Here is a 26,322-nt window from a genome sequence, read left to right as displayed (position 1 = left end):
CAAGCTCACTTTATCCTTTACTTGGATACCGATAACAACAAAGCACCTAGGATTCATACCCTAGGTGCTTTTGTTTTTATGGAAAGTCATTACAATGCGCGTTCAACACGACAATACCCCTTTTCTAACGACACGAGCCTTATGAAGCTAAGTAACCGACTGCAAACTCTCCATTCCCTTGTCAGCAATGACTACCAACACATTTGGGACTGTTGTTGTGATCACGGCTTCTTGGGTGTTCAACTGTTGGCGGATAACAAAGCGCCTCACATTCACTTTGTCGATATTGTTCCGTCTCTGATGAATGAACTGGAAGGCAAGCTAACACGTTACTTTCCCCAAGATAATTCAGAGCAACAAGCGGTTACCAGCCAATGGCAAGCCTACTGCATGGATGTCGCAGCGATTCCATTGGAAAAGCACACTGGCAGACATCTAGTCATTATCGCTGGTGTGGGTGGCGATCTAACTCAGAAACTAGTCGATGATATTCACCGTCAACACCCAAACAAAGCGATCGATTTCTTGCTGTGCCCTGTGCATCAACAATTCGAATTGAGAAGCCATTTAAAGTCGCTCAAATTCGGCCTTATTGATGAAGTGCTAATTGAAGAGAACCGCCGTTACTACGAAATTTTATTGGTCACCAATAACTCAGGCGAAGCTGAACAGAGCCGATCGGTTAGTGAGATATCAAACGTGGGTGACAAGATCTGGGCGCCGAGTTGTGATGAACAAATGAAGGTATCTCAGCAGTACAAAGCCAAAACACTGCAGCACTACTTACGTATTCATCAAGGCCAAGAGAAGCAAGGTAAGCCCAGTGAAGTCAAACACATCATCGATGCGTACCAATCTATTTAACGGGAGTGAGCACTAACTCTCTCGCTTGCCTCTGAAAAAACCTAATTCAATAAAAAAGCCGATAGTTCAATGAACTATCGGCTCTTTTAATCCTATCGATTCAGTTTCAGCTTACTGTTCTTGTTTCTTATAAAGCTTATCAGCCTCATCAACTGTCTCTACCTCAGAAGGCTTCTCAACCCCATAGACCGTATCAAGGTAGGCGTCTTTCTCTTTCCACGTATTGTTCAACCAATTGTGGAAGCGACGTTTAAATGCCTTATCTTCAAAGTAATTACCGTTCACGTTCTCATCCATTGGATGCAATTTAATACGCACAACGACCTTCGTCATTTTGCCCTTCAGCATATCTTCAAACGGAGAGGTTTGGTTTTCAGGGTAAGCTAAGGTCACATCCACGATGCCATCCAAAATTGGGCCCATTGCAGATAAAGCAAACGCCACACCACCTGTTTTTGGCTTCAGTAGGTGACGGTAAGGGGTTTTCGCTGACGTCAGTTTCTCGTGGTTTGCACGAGTCCCTTCAACAAAGTTAACCAATGTTGTCGGTGCTAATTTGAACTTAGTACACGCTTTGTTGATTGCATTGAAGTCATCATTACGGCGTTCTGGGTTACGTAATAGGAACTCACGAGAGTGGCGTCTCATGAATGGCATATCTAAGCCCCAACACGCCAAGCCAACAAATGGTACGTACAACAGTTCATGTTTCAAGAAGTACTTCGTCATCGGCATTTTGTCTTTTAGGATTGAAGACAAAATCACAATATCTGCCCAGCTTAGGTGGTTAGACATCATCAAATACCACTGCTTGGTCGAAATATCTTCCCCCCCTTCCACTTGCCATTCGATATCGTTATTGGCGTTCAACATCCATAAATTAAGAGAAGCCCAGCACCAGAATGTGAAGTTAGCTAAGCGAGTGCATGATTTTTGAACGACAGAGATTGGCAAAATAAGTTTGATTAGGGCAAACAGACTCACAGCCAATGCGGTGAATGCAGTATTAATGGTCACGAACAATACGTTCAAGGCCATACGAAGATTATCAAGCATAAAACACAGTTATATTGAGAACGAAAACCGCCATTATACGCATCTATAAATTATTCTCTTCAGTAATTGATTGAATATCCTAGGGGTCAAACCACTCAACCTATGCTAACGATGTTCAACCAGCGAAAGCCTATTAAAACGAAACCAAAAACACACAGATAAGTCATTTAGACATTATTGGTATATTGTCTTTTTGACAACATTCGATCCAACAACCACCCTTCAAACCAGTATTGATAAGCATTCTCATTATTGGCATGATACATGCAACTCTAAAGTGTAAATAGTTGAGTATCCTTAATGAGATAACTTCTCTTCTTAAAGGTGGATGATATGACAGATATTCCTCATGGTTTAGTTACAGGCAAAGTCCTAAACAAAACAGAATGGACAGATCAATTGTTCTCACTCCAGGTTAGTGCACCGGTCTCTTCTTATCAGGCAGGTCAGTTTACTAAGCTTGGCTTGCTCAATAACGAAGGTGAGTTCGTGAGACGCGCTTATTCCATGGTGAATGCACCAGAGCATGAGCAAGGCCATCAACATCTAGAATTTTTGATTATTAAGGATCAGAACGGTCAGCTCTCGCCTCAGCTTCACGAACTGCAAGCTGGCGATGACATCTTTGTCGGCAAAGACCCAAGTGGTTTTATGACATTAGATGAGATCCCAGAGATCGTCGACGATCTATGGATGCTTTCAACCGGAACCGCGGTAGGTCCGTTTTTCTCAATGCTTGAGAGCATTCAGATACAGCAGAATGAGTTGGCTTCAGACAAAGCCTCTTCATTCAAAAACCTAGTTCTGGTGCATGCCGTCAGAACAGAGCAAGACCTCACTTATCGAGATCGTATCACTCAACTCGTTGATCACTTTCAAGGGAGACTTAAATATGTGCCAATTATTTCTAGAGAATCAGTTACCGGAACTTTGCGCGGACGAATCCCAAGTTTGTTACTTGGAGGCGACCTCGAGCAAGCCGCGTCTGTCACTTTCAATCAAACCCGCAGTTTCTTCTACCTTTGCGGCAATCCGCAAATGGTTCGTGACACAAGTGACGCGCTAACAAGTTTAGGTTTCGAAAAGCATCTACGCCGAAAGCCTGGTCAATTCAGCAGTGAAAATTACTGGTAAAGATAGGCCACCTAAAACACCGTGGTATCTATTTCAAAGCACAGTTAAAGTTAAAATAAGAGGTTTTATATGAGTCATTTACGTATTCCTTCTCACTGGAAAATTCAACGTTCAACACCGTTTTTCACTAAGGACAACATCCCAGCAGCATTGCTCAATCATCACAATACGGCTGAAGGCGTGTTTGGTCAGATCTGCGTAATGGAAGGCACAGTGACCTTCTATGGTTTTGCTGATGCTGAAGCAACAGAACCAGAAACCGTTATCACTATCGAAGCAGGGCAATTTGCCACCAGTCCACCTCAATATTGGCACCGAGTAGAGCTGAGTGACGACGCACAATTCAACATTAACTTCTGGTCAGAAAAAGAGACCAAGAAGATGTTCAACACTCGAAAGTAAGATCTATTCGATATTGATGAACTTATAAGCAAGCTAGTTCGTACTGTGATTTTTAGCGTTCAATAAGTAAAGATAAAAGACCAAATAACCATAGTAATTACAATGACTAATGGTGATAGACAAGACAAATAAACTCTAGCACACTGAACGAAGTTGTTAGGGCGTGTTGACCTTTCGAGCTGATTTTTACAGCGAGTTGCTGGGTATTTATACAAGGCAGAGGCGTCGATGTGTAGCTAGCCTACATGAGAAGCCGATAACGCAGTAGAAATGACCAGCAAACGCTGCCCGAAGGGTTCGAGCTGGGCGCCCCCGCAAAAAGCGTTTTACTCTTTGTTGAGGGGGATTTACTTAGAGTGACTAGGCTACTTCCCCCTCGCCGCGATTAAAACGCTTTTATCTCGAACAAAATTTAACCACGAAAGGTCAACACGCCCTAGCTTTAACCCCTTATCAAATAAACATAATTGGGGTATTCACTTTTTAGGTAAGAGAGGAAGCCATGCTCAACATTGCTTTTTTTAGCTCAAAATCATACGACGAAAAATCATTCAACCTTGCGAAAGGCGAACTCAACGCTGAGTTTCATTTCCATGATTTTCGCCTCACCACAACCACAGCGAAAATGGCGCACGACAACGAAGTGGTTTGTGCGTTTGTAAACGACGACCTATCACGAGAAGTGCTGGAGATTCTTGCACAAGGCGGCACCAAGCTGATTGCAATGCGCTGTGCTGGCTTTGATAAAGTCGACCTAGACGCAGCCAAAGAGCTTGGCCTGCAAGTGGTTCGCGTTCCTGCTTATTCACCAGAGTCAGTAGCAGAGCACACTGTCGGCATGATGATGTGTTTGAACCGTAAACTTCACAAGGCATACCAACGCACTCGTGATGCAAACTTCTCTCTAGAAGGCTTGGTTGGCTTTAACTTTTACGGCAAAACTGTGGGTGTGATTGGTTCCGGTAAAATTGGCCTAGCGACCATGCGTATTCTGAAAGGCTTGGGCATGAACATCCTATGTTACGACCCATACCCAAACCCACTAGCCGTTGAGCTAGGTGCTAAATATGTAGAGCTAGACGAGCTTTACAAAGAGTCTGATGTGATTTCTCTGCACTGCCCGATGAGTAAAGAGAACTATCACCTATTAGACGCGACTGCATTCGAGAAGATGAAAGATGGCGTGATGATCGTCAACACAAGCCGTGGTGAACTACTGGATTCCACAGCTGCTATCGAAGCGCTTAAACAGAGCAAGATCGGTGCGCTTGGGCTTGATGTTTACGACAACGAGAAAGAGCTGTTCTTCCAAGACAAATCAAATGACGTGATTGTTGATGACGTGTTCCGCCGTCTATCGGCTTGTCATAACGTGCTGTTCACTGGCCACCAAGCTTTCTTGACCAAAGATGCTCTGTTCAACATTGCTAATACAACCCTAACCAGTGTTGACGCTTTTTTTGCAGGCAACACAAGCGGCAATGAGCTTGTTCAATAACGGACTGAGTTAAAACAAACTCGCTCTACAAATATAAAGCCACGCTATCCCTAGTGAACAGCGTGGCTTTTTGGTTTATGCCTGTATCGTAGACAGAATTAGATGCAAAAGTGGCAGTCCTCGATATCTAAGCCATAGGTCCCTTTACGAATCGCTAAGTGTTCTTCCCCTGCTTTCAAGCCCATCTGATAGCCTGCATCTAAGATGTTTTGATCCATAGTGAGTCGCTTAACTGCGAACGTTTCCGGTGGCGCAATCACCTTGATAGTCGCATCTTTTGGAGGGTTACGAATGAACTCCAAAGATTGGTTATAGTTTTCGGCACGCACCGCCATCGACTCTGCAATGTTAGGGAATTTCTTTAACAGCTTTTTCAGCATCCATTGATACTTCTGCGGCTTCATTCGGTAGCTCAGTGGGTGAGAAAGAATCACGGTAATATCGCGCGCACCACGGCGATAAGCTTCACGAACTGGGATTGAATCTGCAACACCACCATCGGTATAGCAACCACCAGAGAAACACGGTGTTTCACGGTAAGCGATAGGTAAAGCCGTTGTTGCTTCAACCACATTCGAGAGGTTTTCTGGCTTGATGTGATAATAGTCTGCACTGCCTGTGTCGACATTAGTCACCGCGGCAATCAGTGGAATGCTTGAAAATAGCTCTCCACAATCCAGTGGGTAACGTTGATTTGATTCATTCCATAACCACTTCACGTCAACCAAGTTACCACCTTTAGCGAAGCGGGCTGGGTTAAAGAAAGTTTTATCAGTCGCCATCGTGGTAATCACACCGTAGCTACGCTTTGGCGCTTGAGATAAGTAACCAACCAAATTAGACACACCCGCAGATACACCAATCGCAAAATCATAAGGACGAAAATCGTCTTGCATAAAGGCGTCTAATACTCCGGCTGCAAAGATGCCTCTCATTGCCCCACCTTCAACGATTAATGCACTTTTACTCATCTCAAACTCTACTACTTTATAAACTGATAGCCGTAGGATAATCCCACCCAAATCATAAAGATAATGGGCATAATTTATTACTTCGATAGGGAAAAACTATCGTTAGGTAATTGTCTAAGATTCAATAGTTTACTTATACCAATGATATAAAAAAGGCCATTGAGTGATTAACTCAACGGCCTTTCATTTAACTAATCAAGCTTATTGATTACGAATTAAATTCGCTTACATCGATTTCAAGCAGTTTACCAATGCCTTCGCCGTATGCTGGATCGGCTTTGTAACAGTGTCTTAAGTGACGCAGTTGAATCTCTTTAGGCACGCCGCCTAGGTTACGAGCTGTGTTATCAAACAGAATCGCTTGTTGTTCTGCAGTCATTAAGCGGAACAGATCACCCGGTTGTGAGAAGTAATCTTCATCTTCACGGTGGTCCCAGTGTGCTGCCGCACCATCAAGGTTTAATGCTGGCTCTGCAAAGTCTGGTTGCTCAGCCCATTGGCCTTCATTGTTTGGCTCATAACCTAATGTGCCACCAAAGTTACCATCTACTCGCATCGCACCGTCACGGTGGTAGCTGTGGACAGGGCAACGAGGCGCGTTCACCGGAATATGCTGATGGTTCACACCTAAGCGGTAGCGCTGCGCATCACCGTAAGCAAACAAGCGACCTTGTAGCATTCTGTCTGGAGAGAAGCTGATACCCGGAACCACGTTAGCAGGGTTGAATGCTGACTGCTCAACTTCAGCGAAGAAGTTCTCAGGGTTACGGTTAAGCTCTAGCTCACCCACTTCAATTAATGGGTAGTCTGCATGTGGCCAGATCTTAGTAAGATCGAATGGGTTGTAAGGTACTTTCGCTGCGTCCACTTCTGGCATCACTTGAACTTTAAGTGTCCATTTCGGGAAGTCTTGGTTATCGATGCTTTCTAGCAGATCACGTTGATGACTTTCACGATCTTCGCCGATCAGCTTCGCTGCTTCAGCATCCGACAAGTTCTTAATACCTTGCTGAGATTTGAAGTGGAATTTAACCCAGAAACGCTCATTGTCACTGTTGATAAAGCTGAATGTGTGGCTACCAAAACCGTGCATGTGGCGGTAAGTCGCTGGGATACCACGATCACTCATTACGATAGTGATTTGGTGAAGCGCTTCAGGTAAAGAAGTCCAGAAATCCCAGTTGTTCTTCGCGCTACGCATGTTAGTGCGTGGGTCGCGTTTCACCGCGTGGTTTAGGTCTGGGAATTTAAGAGGATCACGTAAGAAGAACACAGGCGTGTTGTTACCCACCATATCCCAGTTACCTTCTTCGGTATAGAATTTCAATGCAAAACCACGGATATCACGCTCTGCGTCAGCCGCGCCACGCTCGCCAGCTACGGTCGTAAAACGTGCAAACAAGTCGGTTTTCTTGCCAACTTCAGAGAACAGTTTCGCCTTGGTGTATTTGGTAATATCGTGGGTCACGGTAAATGTACCGTAAGCACCTGAGCCTTTTGCGTGCATGCGACGCTCTGGAATCACTTCACGATCAAAGTGAGCCAATTTCTCTAAAAACCAAACATCTTGTAGAAGCTGTGGGCCACGTTTGCCCGCCGTTTGAACATTCTGGTTATGAGCAACAGGACAACCCGCAGCTGTAGTTAGTTTTTTACTCATGGTCTATTCCTTAAGGTAAAAGATATCGCATCGTTGCCACATCTTAGATTTAAGTGGATTCAATACTTTAAAAACCACTAAAATAATATGGATAAAGAATAGACCTGAGTGACCAGAAAATATAATCGTTTATATTTATCGTTGCTATCTATAAAACCTATCGAACAGGTGAGTTAACTAAGCCTTTGTATCACCGAACTTTATTTAAGAATTGCATGACCTAACTTCAGCGTTGATGCGATGTTTCTTGCGGTTCTGGTTAGATTCAATTCGGCTTCTTGCAGCACTTGTTCAAGAGGCTGGGGAGCACGTACAGTTCCGAATAGACTGGCCATTTCACCATACAAAGCCTCAACTTGAGTACCCAAAGAGCCAGCTATCCCAATCGTGGGAATACCTTGTAAACTAGCTCGTTTAGCAATCCCATAAGGTGTTTTTCCTTGTAGAGTTTGATTGTCCATCTGCCCTTCCCCCGTAATCACAAGGTCAGCACCTTTCAATACCTCATCAGCTTGTAATACATCAAGCACCATCTCAATGCCCGGTTTGATCTGCATGTTGAATAGCAAACTCAGCCCCATCGGTGTGCCACCAGCAGCGCCATAACCAGCACGTTCGTAAATCGACTGTTCACCTTCAACACAGCCTTGTGAATCAGAAACTTGAGCGAAGTGAGCAAGGGCCTTATCAAGCATCAAAACTTGTTCCGGAGTTGCTCCCTTCTGTGGGCCGAATATATGGCTGGCACCGTTTTCACCACACAGCGGATTATCCACATCACACGCGACAATCAATTCGATATCAGCACAGCGTGAATCTAGACCTGTTAGATCAATAGATGTTAATTCCGCTAACGCAGCACCACCTCGATTAAGCACTTGCCCTGCATTATCTAACAGTGTTCCACCTAACGCTTGCACAATACCAGCGCCACCATCATTGGTCGCACTGCCACCTAATCCGTGAATAATGGTTTGAGCACCCTGCTCTATCGCTTCTAATATCAGTTGCCCAGTACCGAAAGAAGAGGCAACCAAAGGATCTCGTTGGGCTGGAGTTAGTAGATCCAACCCAGATGCGGCTGCAATCTCAATCAGAGCGGTACGTTTAGGATTGGTGTCCGAAGGCTCTAGCATCGCCCATTCGGCCATTACTTTATCGCCAAGCGGCCCCATCACTTCGGTTTGATACTTGTTACCAGACAAGCCTTGCAGCAAGACATCGACAGTACCCTCACCACCATCAGCCAGAGGAAGCGTCACGTATTCCGCATCAGGGAAGATTTCACGAAAGCCCTTTTCAATGCACGCCGCCACCGATACCGCCGATAAAGATTCTTTAAACGAGTCTGGTGCAATAACAATTTTCATAACTAGGCACTCTGATAAGTCGATATTCAACAACGTTACTATATAGAAGAGGAAACTTTAAGCTTCCCGAACATAGTAAACCTGTCAGGGATCTCGAAACTCAACCACCGATAAACCACTTCAGTAAAATTACCGTTTGCTCTCAACACACTTTTTGGCACTTTTGCCGCCATCGAGAGGTTCAATTTTACTGAATTATTCACCAAAACCTGATCATGAACACGCTTTTTGTTCCGTATTGCGGAATTCCTAGATCTTTTTGTTTCATTTTTTAACTCGTTAACAGTTATTAGAGAAAAACTTAATAAGAAAATAAAGCGCAACTTTGCTCACAGTATTAATTTGGAATCTCAACAATAATTCATTCCGCATTATGGAATTTACTTTATCGGAGAACAGAGATGCCTTTAGTATCCACTGAAAAACTACAACAAGAATATGAACGAATCCTACTAGCTCGAGACATGAAACCAGAGATGGCAACCAAGCTTGCCGCTGGTTTTGTTGAGATGGCTAATGAGGGTACTTATTCACACGGCATCAACCGTTTCCCAGTGTTCATTGACCAAGTAGACAAAGGTCAAATCAAGCTCAACGCAGAGCCTGAATGTGTGAACAGCATGGGTGCACTTGAGCAATGGGATTGTAATTTTGGCCCTGGCGTACTGAACGGCCTTATCTGTGCTGAACGCGCAATGGAACTGGCTCGTGACTACGGTATCGGCATGGTAGGTATGCGTAACTCGAACCACTGGATGCGCGGCGGTGCATACGTTCTGAAAATGGCTCGTGAAGGCTTTGCAGGTATCGCATCAACAAACTCTATCGCAGTGATGCCAGCTTGGGGTGGTAAAGATCACCGCGTTGGTTCTAACCCTCTGATCATGGCGATCGCAGGCGATCCACCAGTCGTGGTTGACTGCTCAATGACACAATTCTCATACGGCCAACTACAAAACTTCGTACTTGCAGACAAAGAACTTCCTGTTGTGGGTGGCTTCGACAACGAAGGCAACCTAACCAAAGACCCACACGTACTTTGGGAAAACAAACGTCTACTGCCAATGGGTTTCTGGAAAGGCTCTTCAATGGCAATCGTGCTAGACATGATGCTAACCGCAATCACTGGTGGTAACTCAGTTCCAGCACTAACAGAAGACATGGGCGGCGAATTCGGCGTTTCGCAATTCCTTATCGCAATTGACCTAAGCAAAACAATGGGTGAAGGCCAATACGCACAAGAGATGAAGCGCATCCGTGACTACGTACTTGCATCAGAACCAGCAGAAACAGGTTCAGTAATGATTGCAGGTTCTGAAATTCAGAACTTCATCGACAAGCACGCAGCGGCTGGCGGTATTGAAATCAACGATGGAATCTGGGACCAAATTACGTCTCTGTAATTAGCCTGAGGTGGGGAAAGCTTTATGCAAAGTGTATTTAAGAGTATTTGGAAAAGTATCGACGTCATCATGGCCGTTATTCTGACTTGTATGATTGTACTGGTCTTCACAAACGTAGTGTTGCGTTACGGCTTTTCCTCTGGTCTTCGTCCCTCTGTAGAACTATCTCGCCTTGGTCTTGTATGGATTGTGATGCTCGGTGCAGCCGTTGTGCTGCGCCGAGGTGAACACCTCGCTGTTGCGGAATTTTCTGAACGACTTTTCCCTAAAGCAGTGCCCGTACTAAGACGAATTTGTTGGGTGGTAGTACTGGTTTCAGTCGGCATGCTTTACATCGGTTCATACCGTCAAATGATGTCCAACTGGTCAGATATTTCTCAACTTACAGGGCTTCCTTCAGCATTATTTTATTTAGCTGGCGTGGTGTCAGGCGTGTTAATGGGTGTGATTGCGTTTGTGCGAATCTTCAACCCAGACTGGCAACTAGATAGCTTAGAAGAGGAGAAAGAATAATGACGTTAGCCATTTTCTTATCGGTATTGATTGTCTCAATCTTACTTGGTCTTCCTGTTGCGTTTGCATTGTTATTGTCTTCAATGGCACTGATGCTGCACATGGATTTCTTTAGTGCGGACATTCTTGCGCAGTCTTTAATTAATGGTGTCGACAGCTTTACGCTACTCGCTATCCCATTCTTCCTAATTGCTGGTGAAGTAATGGCGTCGGGCGGCTTGTCACAACGTATTGTTCGACTAGCAACTACGTATGTTGGTCACCGCCAAGGTGGCTTGGGTTACGTAGCGATCATGACTTCGGTTCTACTTGCCGGCCTTTCAGGCTCAGCGGTAGCAGATGCAGCTGCATTGGTAAGTATCCTTTATCCAATGATGAAAGCAGCAAAATACCCAGAAGCACCATCAATGGGTCTGCTCGCTTCAGGCGGTATTATCGCCCCGGTTATCCCACCTTCAATTCCACTTATCTTAGTTGGTGTTGCTGGCGGTATTTCAATTAAAAACCTGTTCTTAGGCGGTATTGTTCCTGGCCTATTAATGGGTATGACATTGATGTTTGTGTGGCGCATGACGGTTCGCAAAGAGAACTTAGCAACCTCTGAGCGCGCAACAAAAGCAGAAAAACGCGCAGCACTTAAAGATGGTATCTGGGCTCTGTTCTTGCCTGTCATCATCATTGTGGGTATCCGCTTCGGTATCTTTACCCCAACAGAGGCGGCGGTTGTTGCAGCAGCGTACGCAATCTTCATCTCAACGTTTGTTTATAAAGAGCTAACGCTAAAGAGCTTCTACCACATTGTACTTAATGCTGGTCGCTCTACAGCGATGGTTATGTTCTTGGTTGGCTGTGCCATGGTGGCAGCTTGGCTAATTACTGTCGCTCAATTACCACAACAGCTTGCTGAAATGTTAGGTCCACTGGTCGATAGTCCTCGACTACTAATGGCCGTAATTATGCTGCTTGTTCTGTGTGTTGGCATGGTGATGGATTTAAGCCCGACCATTCTAATTCTGGTTCCGCTACTGATGCCTGTTATCAAAATGGCTGGAATCGACCCAACTTACTTTGGCCTGTTGTTCGTTATCAACTGTTCAATTGGTCTGATTACGCCTCCAGTAGGCACCGTACTAAACGTAGTGTGTGGTGTAGCTCGAGTGCCAATGTCGACTGCTGTGAAAGGCGTACTACCCTTCATTGCTGCATACATGGCCCTACTCACACTGTTTGTCATCTTCCCTAGCATTATCACTGTGCCAATGTCGTATGTCATTGGTTAATCCTCGACGGAGAAAATAATAATGAAAACCCTACTAAAAATGACTCTACTTGCTTCAACCATCGCGATGAGCGCTAACACGTTTGCTGCAACAACTCTAAAGCTTGCACACGCTGCACCTGAGTCTGACCTGCAACAAGATCTATCTCTTTTCTTTAAGAAAGAAGTAGAAGCTCGTTCAAATGGCGAAATCAAAGTCAACGTATACCCTCAAGGTCAGTTAGGCAGTGATAAGCAGATGATCGACGGTTCTCGTGCTGGCATCGTTGATTTAACGATGGTTGGTTTGAACAACTACAACGGCCTGATGCCTGAATCAGCAGCGTTCACTCTGCCGTTCATGTTCCCAGATCGCCAAACGGCATACAAAGTACTGGACGGTGAACCGGGTAAAGAAGTGCTAACTAACTTCGAGAAATTCGGTCTGAAAGGTCTTGGTTTCCCAGAGAACGGTTACCGCAATATGACCAACAACGAAAAACCTATTCGTGTTCCTTCTGATGTTGAAGGTCTGCAAATGCGTGTAAACGGCTCTAAAGCACTGAACGATATGTTCAACGAGCTAGGTGCTAACCCACAACAGCTACCAGTTTCTGAACTATACACAGCACTTGAAACGGGCGTTGTTGATTCACAGGACCACCCAATTCCAGTAACGCTGTCGTTCAAGTTTGACGAAGTACAAAAGTACCTAAGCCTGACACAGCACGCTTACTCACCGTTAGTTCTGACAATGAACCTACGCAAGTTCAACAAGCTAAGTGCTGAAGAACAAAAAATCATCGAAGAAGTATCGGCTGAAGCAGTCGCAATGCAACGTAAGCTAAGCGTTGAGAAAGAAGAACAAATGATTTCTCAGCTTGAAGCGAACGGTATGCAAGTTAACCGCGACGTTGATGGCAAAGCCTTCCAAGAAGCGATTCAACCAGTATGGAACGCATACATTGAGAAAAACGGTGATGTGATGATCAACAAGATCAAGGTTGCAGCTAAGTAAACCTAAAGCACATCAATCGATAAAGGCTGCCCAGCCTATCCACTGAGGCAGCCTTAATTTCCATCCTTCTGACTTCTACTTATTGAACATTGGCAAATCACTATGTACCAAGAATTAAAAGAACGCGTTCTCGCAGCTAACTTACAACTTCCTAAATACGGCCTTGTGACTTTCACTTGGGGTAACGTCTCTGAAATCGACCGCGAGCGTGGTGTCATTGCGATTAAACCTTCTGGTGTTGAATACGATGTAATGACGGCAGACGATATTGTGGTTGTCGACCTTGAAGGTAATCGTGTTGAAGGGACAATGAACCCATCTAGCGATACCGCAACTCATATTGAACTCTACAAAGCGTTTCCATCAATTGGCGGCATTGTTCATACGCACTCTCGCAACGCGACGATTTGGGCTCAAGCAGGCCGAGACATTCCAGCACTAGGTACCACACATGCCGACTACTTCTACGGCGATGTACCTTGTACCCGACTCCTTACCAAAGCAGAAATTGAATCTGAATACGAGAAAAACACAGGTCTTGTGATCATCGAAGAGTTCAACCAACGCGATATTGATCCGCAAGCAATGCCAGGTGCAATCATTGCCGGTCATGCCCCCTTTACTTGGGGTAAAGATGGTTCAGATGCTGTCCACAACGCTGTTGTGATGGAAGAGATCGCAGCAATGGCAACCGCAACTCGCTCAATCAGCCCAGAGGTCGCGATTCAACCTGAACTGCTTGATAAGCACTACAACCGAAAACACGGCAAGAACTCATACTACGGACAGAAGTAAGGCCTCGCACATGCATACGTCATCACCGCTCAAGTCTGGTAAACATAAACTTCTAGCTCTCGATCTCGATGGAACAGTGCTCACCTCTCAGCACACCATCAGCCAAGAGTTAATCGACGCTATCAAGAGCATCGCAAAAGACACACATGTGGTGATAGTGACAGGCCGTCACCATGTTGCTGCTAAACCTTACTACGAACAGTTGGGTTTATCGACGCCGATCATTTGCTGTAACGGTACTTATATCTTTGATTACCAAACCAATACTGTTCTTGAAGAAAATGCCATCGACAAACAGATGGCAGCTGAATTTATCACGCTCTCGCAAACGCATGATCTCAAAATGGTGATGTATGTGCGTGACGCCATGCTCTACTCGAAAAGTCGTCCTATCGAATACATGGAAGCGCTACTTGAATGGTCTGAGACATTTACACCAGCACAACGTCCGAACATCCAGAAAGTAGACGACTTCCATCATGAAGCCGCTGCGTCTGAGTACGTTTGGAAATTTGTCGTCGAGGGAGAAGTCGACCAATTCGCCAAACTTCCATTTGTCCAAGACCACTTTAATGGCGAGCGGTCTTGGATCGATCGCGTCGATTTCGCAGCGAAAGGAAACAGCAAAGGCAATGCGCTTACTCGTTACATCGAGCCACTAGGCATCCGCCTTGAAGAGTGTGTCGCTGTCGGTGATAACCACAACGACATCTCAATGCTGCAAGCCGCAGGCCTCGGTATAGCTATGGACAATGCCGACGACACCGTTAAGAACACTGCAGACCTTGTCACAGACAAAAATAACGATGACAAGACAGGGCTCGCTGAGCTTTTAAGCCGCTTATTTAAATAGAGAATTTTATGCTAGTCGGAAATACTCAACCTTCTAAATTTACCCGAAGCTACCCAGTCGCTGTTCAAAATGTGCTTGAGCATATCAACAGCCTAGATACTGATGCTCTAGCGATTGGGCGCCACACCTTACCTGATTTTGATGCAGACCAAGCTTGGTTCGTTGTACTCGAATATAAAAAAGAGCCACTCGCCTGCTTTAAGCCAGAGGTACACAAGCAATACTCAGATCTACAAATTGTACTTAAGGGTTCAGAGATCATGGCTTGGTCTAAAGACACGGGCGACCACAAGCTCGCAGAACCTTACAACGAACAGAGAGATCTGCAGTTTTATGAGTTCGAAGGTGTTGAACTGAACTTTATCCATGCCAAACCGCAACAGTTCTATCTCTTCACACCCGATACCGTTCATATCACCAACATTGAAAATGACGACAGCTCGATTGTTAGAAAGTTGGTAGTAAAAATTCACAATGACTTACTGGATGCCAAATAATGAATTACTACATCGGAATTGATTCTGGCGGTACCTTTATGAAAGCCGCGCTGTTTAATGCCAAAGGCGAACAGCAAGGCTTGGCACGTGTCTCAGCGAGCGTCATTAACGAAAAGCAAGGTTGGGTCGAACGTGACTTAGACGCGCTGTGGGGCAACGCTGTAGCCGTGATTAAACAGCTACTTGAAACCACACAAGTTGAGCCAACAGCCATCAAAGGCTTAAGTATTTCAGCGCAAGGTAAAGGCGTCTACTTGCTAGACAAGCACGGTAAAAACTTGGGCCACGGCATCATGTCGTCAGACTCTCGCTCGCTACCTATCGTTAAAGAATGGTTAGAGCAAGGCAAAGCACAAGAGATCTACCCAACTACATTGCAGACTCTGTGGACAGGTCACCCAGTATCGATTATTCGCTGGGTCAAAGAGAACGACCGTCAGCGCTACGACCAAATCGGAGCGGTCATGATGTCGCACGATTACCTACGTTATCGCTTAACGGGTGAAGTTGCCGCTGAACTGACCAATATTTCAGAAAGCAACTTCTTCAACTCCATTACTGGCGAATACGACAAAGCACTGCTGACAACCTTTGGTATTGAAGAGATCTGGGATGCGCTGCCACCGGTAGTAAAACCTCAGCAGCAAGCAGGAAAAATTACAGCCGCTATCGCTGAAGAGACAGGCCTTGCACTAGGCACTCCAGTCTTTGGTGGTCTATTTGATGTGGTTTCAACAGCCATCTGCTCTGGTATCAATTCATCAGAAGACACCTTGAATTATGTGATGGGCACTTGGGCAGTAACCTCTGGTATTTCCAAGCAAGTCACTCAAGAGGCGCACAACTTTGTCTATGGCCACTATGCGGTCGATGGGGAATACATCATTCATGAAGCAAGCCCAACCTCAGCTGGTAACTATGAATGGTTTGCTGACTACCTTGGTGAAGATGGCAAACTGGACCATGCTCAGAATCAAGCATTAGTCGATGCATTAGACCCGGCATCTAGCTCGGTCTACTTTGTGCCATTCCTTTATGGCTCAAACCAAGGCTTAGGGCTTAAATCTGGCTTCTACGGATTACAGTCTCACCACACCAAAAGTCACCTAATTCAAGCGATTTGGGAAGGGATTCTGTTCTGCCACAACCTTCATCTTGAACGTATGCGTCAGCGTTTCCCGAAAGCGGATGTGCTGAAAGTGACTGGCGGTCCTGCCTCCAGCCCAGTTTGGATGCAAATGCTGGCAGACCTTACCGGAATGACGGTTGAAGTCTCCGACGTAGATGAAACAGGGTCACTTGGCGCAGCCATGATGGCTATGGTTGGCGCTGGTGAATTTGCTTCTTTAGCAGAGTGCACGCAAAGCGTTACTCACTCAGCTTCTCGTGTTGAGCCGAACCCAGCAAACTACGAAAAATATCAGAAGAAATACAAGCACTACCAACGACTGGTTCAGTTGTTTAAACAATTTGAGGAAGAAATGGATGCCTAAGTCCTTACTAAAACCATCTAAGCCTTTGTTACAAATGGCGCTTGATGCTACGGATATTGATACCGCACTCGCGTCTATTGAGCATGTCGCAGACAAGCTCGACGTGATTGAAATCGGGACGATTCTGGCCTTTGCTCACGGCGTAGACAGCGTAAGAATCCTGAGAGAAAAGTACCCAAACCACACTATCGTGTGTGATATGAAAATCACCGATGCGAGCGCAATTTTGACCCGCCTAGCAATGGAAGCCGGTGCCAACTGGGTAACCGTTAGCGCAGCCGCTCACATTGAAACTATCCGCTCCGCGAAGAAAGTCACTGACGAGTTTAACGGCGAAGTACAAATTGAATTGTACGGCCACTGGACGATGGATGATGCACGCGCTTGGGTCGATATGGGTATTACGCAAGCAATTTATCACCGTTCACGCGATGCCGAACTGGCTGGTGTGAGCTGGACCGAAGAAGATTTGATAAAAATGCAGAAATTATCGGATATAGGAATTGAACTATCCATTACTGGTGGTATTGTGCCAGACGATCTGCATTTGTTTAAGAATCTGTCTGCAAAGTCATTTATTGCTGGCCGTGCTTTAGCCGGAAGCAATGGACGTGATATTGCAGAAAATTTCCATACTGAAATAGGTAAACACTGGTAGCACATATATGAGTGAGCAAATTAAATCGTTGTCTAAAGCACTGACTGTTCTAGAATTCCTTGGGAATTATCCTAATGGCGTTTCACTACAGAAAGTGTCTGAAGGGACAGGCTTCAACAAGTCTTCTGTCCACCGTATTTTGGCAACGTTTGAAGCCTCTGGTTATGTTGCTCAAATGTGCTCAGGCAAAGAGTATCGCTTAACAATGAAGTTAGTTCAGCTAGGTCACGCAGCCATCAACTCTGACGTGACTGGCACTGTTAAGCCTTACCTCTCTGAGCTGCTCGACGATGTGAATGAGACGGTGAACTTTCTCTCTTTTGACGCTGACAACATCATCTTCAAAGATAAGTTTGAACCGGTAAATTCCGCGTTTCGTACTCGCACATACGTCGGTCTGCACTCTCCTATGTACTGCTCTGCCGCTGGTAAATGCTACCTCGCGTTCAGCTCTGACGCTGTGCGCGAAACCTACTGGCAGCGCAATGTCAGCACCATGAAGCCATTAACTGAGAATACGATTCTCGATAAATCTCAGTTTTTCGATGTTCTCGACAAGATCAAAGCGCGCGGTTATGCACTGGACGATGAAGAGAACGAAGCGGGCATTTCTTGTGTTGCTGTCCCTATTTTCGACAAGAACAAATCCCCTGTATACGCGGTAAGTGTCTCTTCACTAACGCCAAAAATGAAAGCGTTAGGCTATGAAGAAATTGCCAACAAAATCCAAGACATCACGGCGCGTATAGAACAACAACTCTTTTAAGGAAAAAGAATGTTTGATTCTAAAAACAAATTCAGATTAGGTATTTACGAGAAAGCAATGCCGGCTTCTCTCACTTGGGAAGAACGTTTTATTTATGCTAAAGACGCAGGTTTCGACTTTGTCGAAATCTCTGTCGATGAGACCGACGAGCGTCGTGCACGTCTCGATTGGTCAGACGAAGAAATTTACGAGCTTCGCCGCCTATGTGAAAAGCATCAAATGCCTTTCCAATCAATGTGTCTAAGCGCACACCGTAAATTCCCATTCGGTTCTATGGATGAAGGGATTCGCACAGAGTCTTTCATCATCATGGAGAAAGCGATTTCTCTTGCATACAAACTGGGCATCCGCTGTATTCAAATGGCGGGCTACGACGTGTATTACGAGCCACAATCATCTGAAACACATGCACGCTTTATCGATGGTATGAAGCAAGCAACGAAAATGGCAGAGCGTGCTGGCATTATGCTGGGCGTGGAGATCATGGATACGCCTTACCTCAACTCGCTAAGCAAGTTTGAAGTACTAAAACGTGAGATCCCATCTCCTTACTTCATGGCCTACCCAGATGTCGGCAATATCTCTGGTTGGAATTACGATGTTTGTACTGAACTGAAACTGAGCCGTGACCACCTAGTTCAGGTGCATCTAAAAGATACACTGCGCGTTTCTGAAACCTGTAAAGGTCAGTTCCGAGATCTTGTGATTGGTCAAGGCCAAGTCGACTTCCCTGCAATTTTCAAAACCTTGGCAGACATTGATTACAGCGCACCACTAGTGATCGAGATGTGGGCTCAAAATGACAACTGGTTAGAAGACATCAAACAAGCGAAAGCAACCTTGAAGTCAATCGCGAACCAATCTGGCTTTGAGCTATAAGGAGCGATCATGACTATTTTTCGCACCGCATTTTTCGAAGCTGATTTAACCGAAGAGCAAAAACAAGACTTCTACCAATACATGGAAAATGAAGTCGCACCGATCATTCGCACTTTCCCGAATAATCAGGGTTTAACGTTGAATAAACCTGAAGCGATTGAAGCAGAAAGCCATAAAAACCTGCTACTTATGATGCAGCACAGCTACGAAAGTGAGTCAGCAATGGCGGAAGCCCTCGACTCTGACGCTCGCATTAAAAGCATGCACGCTACTAAGGTGATCATCGAAAAATACAATATTCATGTGCATCACATTAATTTTGTACGTGACTAATTGTCAGTAACTTAAATCAAAAGCAGAAGATCATCTTCTGCTTTTTTTGTCGCTATTTATAAGGAATCACTATGAAAGTATTCCAGTTAAAAGATGCCCCTCTGGTTTTGCTGTCTCTGATATTTTTTATCTGGGGGCTAATCACCGTTTCAAGTAACTCACTCATTCCTTATTACAAAGAAGCTTTTGCTCTCGACTATAAAATGGCAATGCTGTTTCCGATGGCGTTTTTTATCACTCGAGTGACCGTCTCGCTTCCGACATCATTCGTAATGGCAAAAATCGGCTATCGCCGCACATTAAAAGTCTGTTTACTTTGGTGTGTATTAGGCTGCTTGGTGATGGCTTATTTAGTCCGCTCACAAGAATTAACGCTTACCTTGCTTGGTATCTTGTTAATGGCATCGGGGCTCTCTGCCATTCAAGTCGTCAGCTCACCTTATGTGTCTCTGCTTTCAACACCCGATAAAAGCGTGATTAGACAGAGCATCGCAACAGCGTCTAACTCGATAGGAACGGTGTTGGGGCCTTTAGTACTGAGTGCGGTAGTAGTGATAGCGACAAGTTATCAAATTAACAGCACAGCCGAGCAAGTCTCCATTCTCTTTCTACTGATCGCGCTCTTTTTCCTTGGTTTGCTCGTATTCTTTCAGCGCATTGATGTCCCTGATATTAAACCTAAGCAACTAACTGGCTTCTGGCGTGGGTTGCTAACGTTATTGAAAAATCACCCTTTCTTAAAATTGGCTCTGGTTCTTCTGTTCTACATTGGGGTTGAAGTGAGTTTTGGTACTTTCACTATCACCTACCTGGCAGACGCAAAGTATGGTGATTTAGGGCTTATCTCAGCTACCCAAATCATTGCTGCGTATTGGGTATTTATGTTTATTGGCCGTTTGTTGTTTGCCAAGTTTGGCCAACGTCTGAACTCACACACTCTGTTTTTGTGTTCATGCTCGGTTGCCATTGCTATCAGTATCGTCGCATTGCTGTTTGATCACCTTTGGACAGGCTATTTACTGCTGGTCGTCGGCCTATGTAACTCAACACTTTATCCGATCATTTACGCTCAAGCGCTTCAAGCTGCTGGCAAACAGAGTTCACAAGGAGCCGCGATTCTGATCATGTGTTCTATTGGTGGAATTGCATTGCCTTTTGTACAAGCGAGCTTAATTGACGCATTTACGCTGAGTATGAGCTATGTTGCGCCAGCATTGGCTTATATCGGCATGGTCGTGTTGTATTGGTCGGTGGTGAAGCACCAAGCTAAATCAATCGCTTAAATAGAGTTTAAATATAACGATGAGATAGAGATCAGCATGACTGATGAAGGAAGTACAAGGGAAGTAAGGAAAAGTTGAATTGAGCTTGAACTAAGTTGTATCAGTAGGTGATATTGCATCACCCCTGATCACACTTAGCTAGTGTTTATCTGTTGAGATTAAACCCAAGCAGAAGCAACAAGTAGGATGATTGCACCCATAATTGCCGTAGACTTTGCAAAGAAAAGAACTTCATTCATTACAGAAGGTTTTACTAATGTTTTGCTGCTTTCGTTTGTGATTACTGTAGCATTCATTGTTCGTTCTCGTTGTTGTGTGATCTATGGCTAATTTTCCTCCTAAATGTGATTGAAGTCAACAATTTCTGTAGTTTTATTACACAGTGGTAAATCGTTAGTTTGGTCACGCTAAAGATAAGCTAACCACACCTTAAGGCTCTTCTAGACAATATTCATTCTAGATTGAGAGATACAAAAAAGGCTTGGAGCCCCCCTTTGAACCAAGAAGAAACCAAGCCTGTTAGTTGTCGAGCCTTTGTTAGCGCAACTTAGCCAACTCCGCTCTCAAAGCGTCAATCGTCTGCTGATAGTCTTCACTATCAAAAATCGCCGACCCAGCAACAAACATGTCAGCACCGGCATCAGCAATCTCTTTTATGTTATTTACTTTCACCCCACCATCGACTTCCAAACGAATTGTGCGCCCCGTTTGGTTAATACGTCGTCTAATTTCACGCAGTTTATCTAGCGTCGCAGGAATAAACGATTGGCCTCCAAAGCCAGGATTCACAGACATCACTAAGATAAGATCCACTTTGTCCATGATGTAATCCAAATGGCTTAACGGTGTTGCAGGGTTCAGCACTACGCCCGCTTGGCAACCACACTCTTTGATCAGCTGTAGCGTACGATCAACATGTTCAGACGCCTCAACATGGAAAGTAATCATACTCGCCCCTGCTTTTGCAAAATCAGGGATCATTGAATCAACGGGTTTTGCCATTAAATGGACATCAATGGGAGCAGTAATACCGTAATCACGCAGAGCCTTTAGCACCGGAGCACCAAAGGTTAAGTTAGGTACATAATGATTATCCATTACATCGAAGTGAATCACATCAGCACCTGCTGCAATGACATTTGCAACATCTTCGCCTAAACGAGCAAGATCAGCAGACAGAATGGAAGGCGCGATAAGGTAATCTTTCATAGGGTTCCTTGAGGTCATTATTGTATATTTGAGTTATTCGTTGTTGGCAGGTATGAAGGTGGTGACAACCCCCTCTTCCACCATAAAACAGTCCATCCCGGCACTGCTCGCCGCTTGCTGCCCTATGAGTGTGTCTTCAAACACAACACAGTCACTTGGTAATACATCAAGTTGCTGCGCGACTTTCAAAAACGTATCTGGGTGAGGCTTGTGATTATCGACATCATCGGAGGTCACAAGCGCAGTGATCATTGAAGGAATGTCGGTGGTATCTAGAATGGCTTTAGCATGCTTAGCTTGTGCGCCCGTACCAATACCCACTTTCTTGAGCTGATAATAACGCTCTAATATGGCGTAGGTTTCAGGTAATACGTCGCCCTTGTGCTCAATTGCTTCGAAGTTTGCAATTTTGTCTTTGGTGATCAGTTGTGGGTCAAGAGATAAGTCATATCGCTTCATGATCTCAAGCGTGACTTTGCGTGAAGGCATGCCACCCAGTTGATCCAACCACTCTTTGTCATAAGGGATGTTGAACTTACTGCAAGTCAATTCCCAAGCATGGGCGTGGGCAACCATGGAATTAACCAAGGTACCATCTAAGTCAAAGATAATTCCTTTATATTTGTCTAAATTCGGCATGACTTTTTTAATCCTTTTACCACTTATCATAATAAGAACAGCGCAGCGGAACTATCAATTCTTGTTGTGAATATGATCTCCGCCACCAATACGGTAAATAGTTTTTGCAGTGGTAAACAATGAGTGCTTTTACTCTTGAAATCCTATTTTGATCGGATCGATATCCGTTTTTGAGGAATGCGTATAGAGTTGAATAAAATGAAAGTGATATAGTCCACCAAAATTCAATTTTGGAAAAATACCATGCATTCAACCGACGCAATTGAACTCGTCAAACTAGGCGTAAACATCGAAATCACAAAAGACTCTTCTCTACACCCAACAGACGCACTAGAAATCGTAAAGATTGCCAGTGAGATTGGTACTCACGTTACCGTGAAGAAGAAGTACCACACTGAAGTTCTGATGGAGATGGCAAAGGTAGGACGCGACCACATCACTGTTGCTATCTAACCAACGGCGATCGAGTCCTTCACCGCAGAAAAAGCAGAACGTGCAACATGTTGGGGGCAATATGCTGCACGTTTTTATTGTCAGAAAGGAGCATGAACTTTCTGACATTAGCGATGTTTGATTCGCTAATCGATTAAGCCAACTGAGCTGCTATTCTGTTATTTTTGCGCAATCTCAATCTACGCGATTAGCTTCCAAACGCTTCTTGTCCAAACGATTAGCTTCCAAGCAATTCATTTCCAAACAGGGGCATCACTCCCGTTTGACGACAAACTTCGTTTAAGCGAACCTGAGCTTTCAAGATGTTCTCTTTCCAATGTTCATCTTGCGCCCACATTTCGATAACAAGTGGTACTACACACTCCGTTTCTTTCAATGTTTTGAAAATCGCATTGAAATCGACTTCTCCCTCGCCAATCACTAAATCACGGAACTGCCCTTTATATTCAGGAGTGACGCGATACGTGTCTTTAAGGTGAATCTGCGTAATACGCGGCTTACTCAGCTTAAGCTCTGTCACGATGTCATAGTTCCAACCTGAGATATTACCGACGTCTGGATACGCGGTGAAATAAGGCGAGTCAATCTCACGGCTCAACACTTCAAACTTGCTCAGTGAGTTCAGGTAATCCGTGTCCATGATTTCAACCGCTAGCATCACCCCAGCACGCTCCGCCAGTTGTGCCGATAGCTTCATACCTTCGATAAAACGCAGGTGTGTCGCTTCATCTGCAGGTTCGTAATAGACGTCATATCCTGCGAGCTGAATGGTGCGAATACCCAACTTGTACGCCAACGTAATGGCCTTCTCCATATGGATAACGGCTTGCTCTCGCACTTTCGGATCGGCTGAGCCAAATGGGAACTTGCGGTGTGCACTCAAACACATCGACTGCAACGGCACTTGATGCTCTTCACACAAGCGGCGTAGGCCATAAACCTCTTCATCGCACCAGTCTAAACGGCTGCGTCTTTCATCAGATTCATCGACCGAAATTTCAAGGAAATCAAAGCCTAACTCTTTCGTCGTTTTTAGCTTATCTTCCCAACTTAAGTCATTCGGAAGGGCTTTTTCATAAAGCCCGACACGATGGCGCGTTAAGTTTTGGTACATAACGCCTCCTAGTTCCAGTAGCGGTTAATTTGTTCTTTCAGTGCTTCAGCGGTTTCTTGGCCTTTTTCACCCGCCAACGCGCGGCCAGCAATGAAGGTTTTCGCTTTAATGCCTTCAAATAGGTACAAATCTTCTGGGACGATGCCACCTGTGATAGAAAGCTCGATGCCCAGCTCAGACAAAGCACGCATCTTCACTAAGTCTGCTTCTGTCCAGCCCACGCCCGCCAACTCAGCATCACGAGAACGGTGGTAGATCGCTTGTGTAATACCTAGGTCAACCCAAGCTTGAGCATCTTCCATAGTCCAGTTACCGTAGATCTCGATTTGAATTTCACCATTGAACTCATCAGCGACTTTCTTACATGCATCAATGGTTGCAATGTGCGCTGCTGCTGAAACCGTGATCCAGTCAGCACCTGCTTCAAATGCGATACGAGCCAGAATCGCCCCGCCATCTGTGGTTTTCATGTCACACACTAAGATATGGTCAGGGTGGTTTTTACGCAGTGTCGAAACCGCCTTCATGCCTTCAGCGAACGCAAGGATAGTCCCCACTTCTATCACGTCTACGTAGCTCTCTACGTTGTTCGCGACTTCAATAGCAGCAGGTAGGTTCGTTTGGTCTAGGGCAATTTGAATCATTGGTTTAGTCATGGTTTTATCCTTTAATTTGTTCACGTATTAGATGAGCAAGGCCATCTTGATTGTTGTCTGTTTTGCACACGGCTTGAGCGTTCGATTTGACGGTGTCGTCAGCATTAAACATCGCTACGCCTAAGCCTGCGTATTGAAGCATTGATATGTCGTTGTGATTGTCACCAATGGCAATCACTTGGGAGGGCTTAAAACCCAGTTCATTCACGTATTCAGCAAGGCGTAGGCCTTTACTATTTCCCTTCGCAGCAAAGTCGATTCGGTTCGACCACGAACGTTCGCCGTTAAAGTGGTCTTTGACCCAAGGCGTTTGCATCAAGCGATCAACCGACTCTTGCTCCCCTTCCACCACAAACTTCCACACAAACTCGGTGTTCTTCGCCGTTTCGGAGAATGAATCCACGCGATAGATATTTGGCTTGTGGTGCTCTGGTGCTTGCTCAGCCCACTCTTCCAACGCCAACATGTAGGCGAATGGGTTGTAGTTGGAGTAGGTCATCGCATCGGTGATATACATCACCATCTTCAGTTTGTGTTCCTGTGCTAGGTCGATGAACGTCAGAGCATGCTGATGTTCAATTGCGTTCTGAGTTAAAACGGTCTCGGTTTGGTAGTCATACACGTAAGTTCCGTTGCAGCAGATGATTGGAGTGTCTAGCCCTAACTCATAGTAATAAGGCCTTGCTGCGGTGTGATGCCTACCGGTCACGATCATCACATGGCAATGTTGCTTGGCCTCTTGGATCGCTTTTTTCACTTCAGGATGGATGGTGTGATCATCGGTCAACACGGTTCCATCAAGGTCTAACGCCAATACTTGATACATCGCCTCTCCTCACGTCGCGCTTATTGCTGCCCGTAGTAAGCATTTTCACCGTGCTTACGTAGGTAATGTTTGTCTGATAACTCTGGCTGAATCTTGATGCCGCTGTTCAGCGAGCGTGTAGCCAATGCCATTGCCGACACTTCCTCTAACACCACAGCGTTATGTACGGCGTCTTTGGCATCTTTGCCCCAAGAGAAAGGCGCATGCCCCGCCACAATCACACTCGGTACTGCCATCGGGTCGATACGACGCTGGATAAACTCTTCGATGATCACCAAGCCAGTGTTCTTCTCATATTGATCAGCAATTTCGCTGTTCGAGAGCTTGCGAGTACACGGAATATCACCATAGAAATAGTCAGCGTGTGTCGTACCGAGAGCTGGAATATCAATGCCCGCCTGCGCCCAAATCGTTGCACTGCGAGAGTGGGTATGAACAATGCCGCCGATGTCTGGGAACGCTTTGTAGAGCTCCAGGTGAGTAGCAGTATCACTTGAAGGATTCAGCTTGCCTTCAATGATGTTGCCCTCTAAATCCACTACCACCATGTCTTCAGCCGTCATGTCACTGTATTCAACACCTGAAGGTTTAATCGCTATCACGCCATTTTCACGGTCAAACTCAGAAACATTGCCCCAGGTAAAGGTCACTAAGCCGTACTTAGGAAGCTGCAAGTTCGCTTCTAAAACACGTTGTTTCAATTGGCTATATTTGGACATAT

General features: G+C 45.2%; 29 protein-coding genes. 18 read left to right on the top strand and 11 right to left on the bottom strand.

The features are described 5' to 3' along the window. Nucleotides 1-141: 141 nt before the first annotated feature. Entirely contained in the window at nt 142-864 is a 723-nt protein-coding gene (locus tag F0251_RS15745) for a tRNA (adenine(22)-N(1))-methyltransferase TrmK (RefSeq protein WP_171731323.1), read from the top strand. 111 nt (nt 865-975) lie between these two features. Here the strand turns inward: F0251_RS15745 and F0251_RS15740 are convergent, their stop codons facing one another. Next, complete coding sequence (locus F0251_RS15740) at nt 976-1,920, bottom strand: acyltransferase (protein WP_171731322.1); 945 nt, start codon at nt 1,918-1,920, stop codon at nt 976-978. A gap of 333 nt (nt 1,921-2,253) precedes the next feature. Here F0251_RS15740 and F0251_RS15735 point away from each other — a divergent pair, with 333 nt between their 5' ends. From F0251_RS15735 to F0251_RS15725, 3 genes are all read left to right on the top strand, one after another. Continuing rightward, a complete protein-coding gene (locus F0251_RS15735) occupies nt 2,254-3,054 on the top strand; it encodes a ferredoxin--NADP reductase (RefSeq protein WP_171731321.1) in 801 nt (266 codons plus the stop codon). Nucleotides 3,055-3,123: 69 nt separating this feature from the next. Next, nucleotides 3,124-3,456, top strand: a complete 333-nt coding sequence (locus tag F0251_RS15730) for a DUF1971 domain-containing protein (RefSeq protein WP_004740404.1) — start codon at nt 3,124-3,126, stop codon at nt 3,454-3,456. A 502-nt stretch (nt 3,457-3,958) separates the two neighbouring features. Then, on the top strand, nt 3,959-4,954 hold the full coding sequence (locus F0251_RS15725) for a 2-hydroxyacid dehydrogenase (RefSeq protein WP_008215907.1): 996 nt from the start codon (nt 3,959-3,961) through the stop codon (nt 4,952-4,954). A 98-nt stretch (nt 4,955-5,052) separates the two neighbouring features. Here the strand turns inward: F0251_RS15725 and F0251_RS15720 are convergent, their stop codons facing one another. The 3 genes from F0251_RS15720 to F0251_RS15710 all read right to left on the bottom strand — a co-directional run bounded on the left by F0251_RS15720 (nt 5,053) and on the right by F0251_RS15710 (nt 8,955). Then, the gene (locus F0251_RS15720) at nt 5,053-5,925 is read right to left on the bottom strand and encodes a patatin family protein (protein WP_061032113.1); all 873 of its coding nucleotides are present in this window, start codon (nt 5,923-5,925) and stop codon (nt 5,053-5,055) included. A 208-nt stretch (nt 5,926-6,133) separates the two neighbouring features. After that, nucleotides 6,134-7,585 carry a catalase gene (locus F0251_RS15715; protein ID WP_171731320.1) on the bottom strand — a complete coding sequence of 484 codons (1,452 nt, stop codon included), beginning with the start codon at nt 7,583-7,585 and terminating at the stop codon, nt 6,134-6,136. A gap of 200 nt (nt 7,586-7,785) precedes the next feature. Next, nucleotides 7,786-8,955: a glycerate kinase gene (locus F0251_RS15710; RefSeq protein WP_171731319.1), complete on the bottom strand. Its 1,170-nt coding sequence runs from the start codon at nt 8,953-8,955 to the stop codon at nt 7,786-7,788. Nucleotides 8,956-9,356: 401 nt separating this feature from the next. Here F0251_RS15710 and yiaK point away from each other — a divergent pair, with 401 nt between their 5' ends. The 13 genes from yiaK (at nt 9,357) to F0251_RS15645 (ending at nt 20,704) form a co-directional block, all read left to right on the top strand. Next, complete coding sequence (yiaK, locus tag F0251_RS15705) at nt 9,357-10,358, top strand: 3-dehydro-L-gulonate 2-dehydrogenase (protein ID WP_061032110.1); 1,002 nt, start codon at nt 9,357-9,359, stop codon at nt 10,356-10,358. Between the two features lie 24 nt (nt 10,359-10,382). Further along, nucleotides 10,383-10,871: a TRAP transporter small permease gene (locus tag F0251_RS15700; RefSeq protein ID WP_116871241.1), complete on the top strand. Its 489-nt coding sequence runs from the start codon at nt 10,383-10,385 to the stop codon at nt 10,869-10,871. Continuing rightward, nucleotides 10,871-12,151: a TRAP transporter large permease subunit gene (locus F0251_RS15695; protein WP_061032108.1), complete on the top strand. Its 1,281-nt coding sequence runs from the start codon at nt 10,871-10,873 to the stop codon at nt 12,149-12,151. Before F0251_RS15700 ends, F0251_RS15695 begins: the two co-directional genes overlap by 1 nt. A gap of 21 nt (nt 12,152-12,172) precedes the next feature. Continuing rightward, on the top strand, nt 12,173-13,147 hold the full coding sequence (locus F0251_RS15690) for a DctP family TRAP transporter solute-binding subunit (protein ID WP_061032107.1): 975 nt from the start codon (nt 12,173-12,175) through the stop codon (nt 13,145-13,147). A 102-nt stretch (nt 13,148-13,249) separates the two neighbouring features. Further along, nucleotides 13,250-13,942, top strand: coding sequence for an L-ribulose-5-phosphate 4-epimerase (locus tag F0251_RS15685; RefSeq protein WP_128165131.1), 693 nt, complete (start codon nt 13,250-13,252; stop codon nt 13,940-13,942). A gap of 10 nt (nt 13,943-13,952) precedes the next feature. Continuing rightward, on the top strand, nt 13,953-14,795 hold the full coding sequence (locus tag F0251_RS15680; RefSeq protein ID WP_171731318.1) for a Cof-type HAD-IIB family hydrolase: 843 nt from the start codon (nt 13,953-13,955) through the stop codon (nt 14,793-14,795). An 8-nt stretch (nt 14,796-14,803) separates the two neighbouring features. Continuing rightward, nucleotides 14,804-15,292 carry a YhcH/YjgK/YiaL family protein gene (locus F0251_RS15675; protein WP_061032104.1) on the top strand — a complete coding sequence of 163 codons (489 nt, stop codon included), beginning with the start codon at nt 14,804-14,806 and terminating at the stop codon, nt 15,290-15,292. Beyond that, complete coding sequence (locus tag F0251_RS15670; protein WP_116871238.1) at nt 15,292-16,785, top strand: FGGY-family carbohydrate kinase; 1,494 nt, start codon at nt 15,292-15,294, stop codon at nt 16,783-16,785. The genes F0251_RS15675 and F0251_RS15670 overlap by 1 nt, the downstream gene beginning before the upstream one ends. After that, nucleotides 16,778-17,443 carry a 3-keto-L-gulonate-6-phosphate decarboxylase UlaD gene (locus F0251_RS15665; protein WP_061032102.1) on the top strand — a complete coding sequence of 222 codons (666 nt, stop codon included), beginning with the start codon at nt 16,778-16,780 and terminating at the stop codon, nt 17,441-17,443. Before F0251_RS15670 ends, F0251_RS15665 begins: the two co-directional genes overlap by 8 nt. A 7-nt stretch (nt 17,444-17,450) precedes the next feature. Continuing rightward, nucleotides 17,451-18,209 carry an IclR family transcriptional regulator gene (locus F0251_RS15660; RefSeq protein ID WP_105058489.1) on the top strand — a complete coding sequence of 253 codons (759 nt, stop codon included), beginning with the start codon at nt 17,451-17,453 and terminating at the stop codon, nt 18,207-18,209. Between the two features lie 9 nt (nt 18,210-18,218). Next, on the top strand, nt 18,219-19,088 hold the full coding sequence (locus F0251_RS15655) for an L-ribulose-5-phosphate 3-epimerase (protein ID WP_171731317.1): 870 nt from the start codon (nt 18,219-18,221) through the stop codon (nt 19,086-19,088). A gap of 9 nt (nt 19,089-19,097) precedes the next feature. Then, nucleotides 19,098-19,421, top strand: coding sequence for a hypothetical protein (locus F0251_RS15650; protein WP_171731316.1), 324 nt, complete (start codon nt 19,098-19,100; stop codon nt 19,419-19,421). A gap of 71 nt (nt 19,422-19,492) precedes the next feature. Beyond that, nucleotides 19,493-20,704: a sugar MFS transporter gene (locus tag F0251_RS15645; protein WP_061032098.1), complete on the top strand. Its 1,212-nt coding sequence runs from the start codon at nt 19,493-19,495 to the stop codon at nt 20,702-20,704. A gap of 158 nt (nt 20,705-20,862) precedes the next feature. Here F0251_RS15645 and F0251_RS15640 read toward each other — a convergent pair whose 3' ends face one another. From F0251_RS15640 to F0251_RS15630, 3 genes are all read right to left on the bottom strand, one after another. Next, nucleotides 20,863-21,000 carry a hypothetical protein gene (locus F0251_RS15640; RefSeq protein WP_162884311.1) on the bottom strand — a complete coding sequence of 46 codons (138 nt, stop codon included), beginning with the start codon at nt 20,998-21,000 and terminating at the stop codon, nt 20,863-20,865. Between the two features lie 241 nt (nt 21,001-21,241). Next, nucleotides 21,242-21,913 (bottom strand): ribulose-phosphate 3-epimerase, encoded by a 672-nt coding sequence (gene rpe, locus F0251_RS15635; protein ID WP_171731315.1) that lies wholly within the window; start codon nt 21,911-21,913, stop codon nt 21,242-21,244. A 33-nt stretch (nt 21,914-21,946) separates the two neighbouring features. Further along, complete coding sequence (locus F0251_RS15630) at nt 21,947-22,552, bottom strand: beta-phosphoglucomutase family hydrolase (RefSeq protein WP_105058493.1); 606 nt, start codon at nt 22,550-22,552, stop codon at nt 21,947-21,949. A 243-nt stretch (nt 22,553-22,795) separates the two neighbouring features. Between F0251_RS15630 and F0251_RS15625 the strand changes: the two genes are divergently transcribed. Next, nucleotides 22,796-23,005: a hypothetical protein gene (locus F0251_RS15625; RefSeq protein WP_061032095.1), complete on the top strand. Its 210-nt coding sequence runs from the start codon at nt 22,796-22,798 to the stop codon at nt 23,003-23,005. 217 nt (nt 23,006-23,222) lie between these two features. Here the strand turns inward: F0251_RS15625 and F0251_RS15620 are convergent, their stop codons facing one another. The 4 genes from F0251_RS15620 to F0251_RS15605 are packed head-to-tail and all read right to left on the bottom strand — an operon-like array spanning nt 23,223 to nt 26,320. Next, nucleotides 23,223-24,119 (bottom strand): L-ribulose-5-phosphate 3-epimerase, encoded by an 897-nt coding sequence (locus F0251_RS15620; RefSeq protein WP_171731314.1) that lies wholly within the window; start codon nt 24,117-24,119, stop codon nt 23,223-23,225. A gap of 8 nt (nt 24,120-24,127) precedes the next feature. Then, nucleotides 24,128-24,775: a 3-keto-L-gulonate-6-phosphate decarboxylase UlaD gene (locus tag F0251_RS15615; RefSeq protein WP_171731313.1), complete on the bottom strand. Its 648-nt coding sequence runs from the start codon at nt 24,773-24,775 to the stop codon at nt 24,128-24,130. A 4-nt stretch (nt 24,776-24,779) separates the two neighbouring features. Beyond that, entirely contained in the window at nt 24,780-25,601 is an 822-nt protein-coding gene (locus tag F0251_RS15610) for a pyridoxal phosphatase (protein ID WP_171731312.1), read from the bottom strand. Between the two features lie 20 nt (nt 25,602-25,621). Continuing rightward, a complete protein-coding gene (locus F0251_RS15605) occupies nt 25,622-26,320 on the bottom strand; it encodes an L-ribulose-5-phosphate 4-epimerase (protein WP_171731311.1) in 699 nt (232 codons plus the stop codon). Between the last annotated feature and the right edge of the window lie 2 nt (nt 26,321-26,322).

It is taken from the genome of Vibrio sp. 070316B (assembly GCF_013114115.1).
GTDB lineage: Bacteria > Pseudomonadota > Gammaproteobacteria > Enterobacterales > Vibrionaceae > Vibrio > Vibrio chagasii_B.
The sequence above is the reverse complement of the archived record's forward strand: the minus strand, read 5'-3'. Positions and strand labels throughout refer to the sequence as shown.

Excerpts from the sequence above, each read along its gene's own strand:
- F0251_RS15715 (WP_171731320.1), bottom strand. The coding sequence starts at position 7,585 with ATGAGTAAAAAACTAACTACAGCTGCGGGTTGTCCTGTTGCTCATAAC.
- F0251_RS15660 (WP_105058489.1), top strand. The coding sequence starts at position 17,451 with ATGAGTGAGCAAATTAAATCGTTGTCTAAAGCACTGACTGTTCTAGAA.
- F0251_RS15680 (WP_171731318.1), top strand. The coding sequence starts at position 13,953 with ATGCATACGTCATCACCGCTCAAGTCTGGTAAACATAAACTTCTAGCT.
- F0251_RS15720 (WP_061032113.1), bottom strand. The coding sequence starts at position 5,925 with ATGAGTAAAAGTGCATTAATCGTTGAAGGTGGGGCAATGAGAGGCATC.
- F0251_RS15625 (WP_061032095.1), top strand. The coding sequence starts at position 22,796 with ATGCATTCAACCGACGCAATTGAACTCGTCAAACTAGGCGTAAACATC.
- F0251_RS15640 (WP_162884311.1), bottom strand. The coding sequence starts at position 21,000 with ATGAATGCTACAGTAATCACAAACGAAAGCAGCAAAACATTAGTAAAA.
- F0251_RS15685 (WP_128165131.1), top strand. The coding sequence starts at position 13,250 with ATGTACCAAGAATTAAAAGAACGCGTTCTCGCAGCTAACTTACAACTT.
- F0251_RS15620 (WP_171731314.1), bottom strand. The coding sequence starts at position 24,119 with ATGTACCAAAACTTAACGCGCCATCGTGTCGGGCTTTATGAAAAAGCC.
- F0251_RS15650 (WP_171731316.1), top strand. The coding sequence starts at position 19,098 with ATGACTATTTTTCGCACCGCATTTTTCGAAGCTGATTTAACCGAAGAG.
- F0251_RS15735 (WP_171731321.1), top strand. The coding sequence starts at position 2,254 with ATGACAGATATTCCTCATGGTTTAGTTACAGGCAAAGTCCTAAACAAA.
- F0251_RS15610 (WP_171731312.1), bottom strand. The coding sequence starts at position 25,601 with ATGTATCAAGTATTGGCGTTAGACCTTGATGGAACCGTGTTGACCGAT.
- F0251_RS15730 (WP_004740404.1), top strand. The coding sequence starts at position 3,124 with ATGAGTCATTTACGTATTCCTTCTCACTGGAAAATTCAACGTTCAACA.
- yiaK (WP_061032110.1), top strand. The coding sequence starts at position 9,357 with ATGCCTTTAGTATCCACTGAAAAACTACAACAAGAATATGAACGAATC.
- F0251_RS15745 (WP_171731323.1), top strand. The coding sequence starts at position 142 with ATGAAGCTAAGTAACCGACTGCAAACTCTCCATTCCCTTGTCAGCAAT.
- F0251_RS15665 (WP_061032102.1), top strand. The coding sequence starts at position 16,778 with ATGCCTAAGTCCTTACTAAAACCATCTAAGCCTTTGTTACAAATGGCG.
- F0251_RS15630 (WP_105058493.1), bottom strand. The coding sequence starts at position 22,552 with ATGCCGAATTTAGACAAATATAAAGGAATTATCTTTGACTTAGATGGT.
- F0251_RS15605 (WP_171731311.1), bottom strand. The coding sequence starts at position 26,320 with ATGTCCAAATATAGCCAATTGAAACAACGTGTTTTAGAAGCGAACTTG.
- F0251_RS15700 (WP_116871241.1), top strand. The coding sequence starts at position 10,383 with ATGCAAAGTGTATTTAAGAGTATTTGGAAAAGTATCGACGTCATCATG.
- F0251_RS15710 (WP_171731319.1), bottom strand. The coding sequence starts at position 8,955 with ATGAAAATTGTTATTGCACCAGACTCGTTTAAAGAATCTTTATCGGCG.
- F0251_RS15690 (WP_061032107.1), top strand. The coding sequence starts at position 12,173 with ATGAAAACCCTACTAAAAATGACTCTACTTGCTTCAACCATCGCGATG.
- F0251_RS15675 (WP_061032104.1), top strand. The coding sequence starts at position 14,804 with ATGCTAGTCGGAAATACTCAACCTTCTAAATTTACCCGAAGCTACCCA.
- rpe (WP_171731315.1), bottom strand. The coding sequence starts at position 21,913 with ATGAAAGATTACCTTATCGCGCCTTCCATTCTGTCTGCTGATCTTGCT.
- F0251_RS15615 (WP_171731313.1), bottom strand. The coding sequence starts at position 24,775 with ATGACTAAACCAATGATTCAAATTGCCCTAGACCAAACGAACCTACCT.
- F0251_RS15645 (WP_061032098.1), top strand. The coding sequence starts at position 19,493 with ATGAAAGTATTCCAGTTAAAAGATGCCCCTCTGGTTTTGCTGTCTCTG.
- F0251_RS15670 (WP_116871238.1), top strand. The coding sequence starts at position 15,292 with ATGAATTACTACATCGGAATTGATTCTGGCGGTACCTTTATGAAAGCC.
- F0251_RS15725 (WP_008215907.1), top strand. The coding sequence starts at position 3,959 with ATGCTCAACATTGCTTTTTTTAGCTCAAAATCATACGACGAAAAATCA.
- F0251_RS15695 (WP_061032108.1), top strand. The coding sequence starts at position 10,871 with ATGACGTTAGCCATTTTCTTATCGGTATTGATTGTCTCAATCTTACTT.
- F0251_RS15655 (WP_171731317.1), top strand. The coding sequence starts at position 18,219 with ATGTTTGATTCTAAAAACAAATTCAGATTAGGTATTTACGAGAAAGCA.
- F0251_RS15740 (WP_171731322.1), bottom strand. The coding sequence starts at position 1,920 with ATGCTTGATAATCTTCGTATGGCCTTGAACGTATTGTTCGTGACCATT.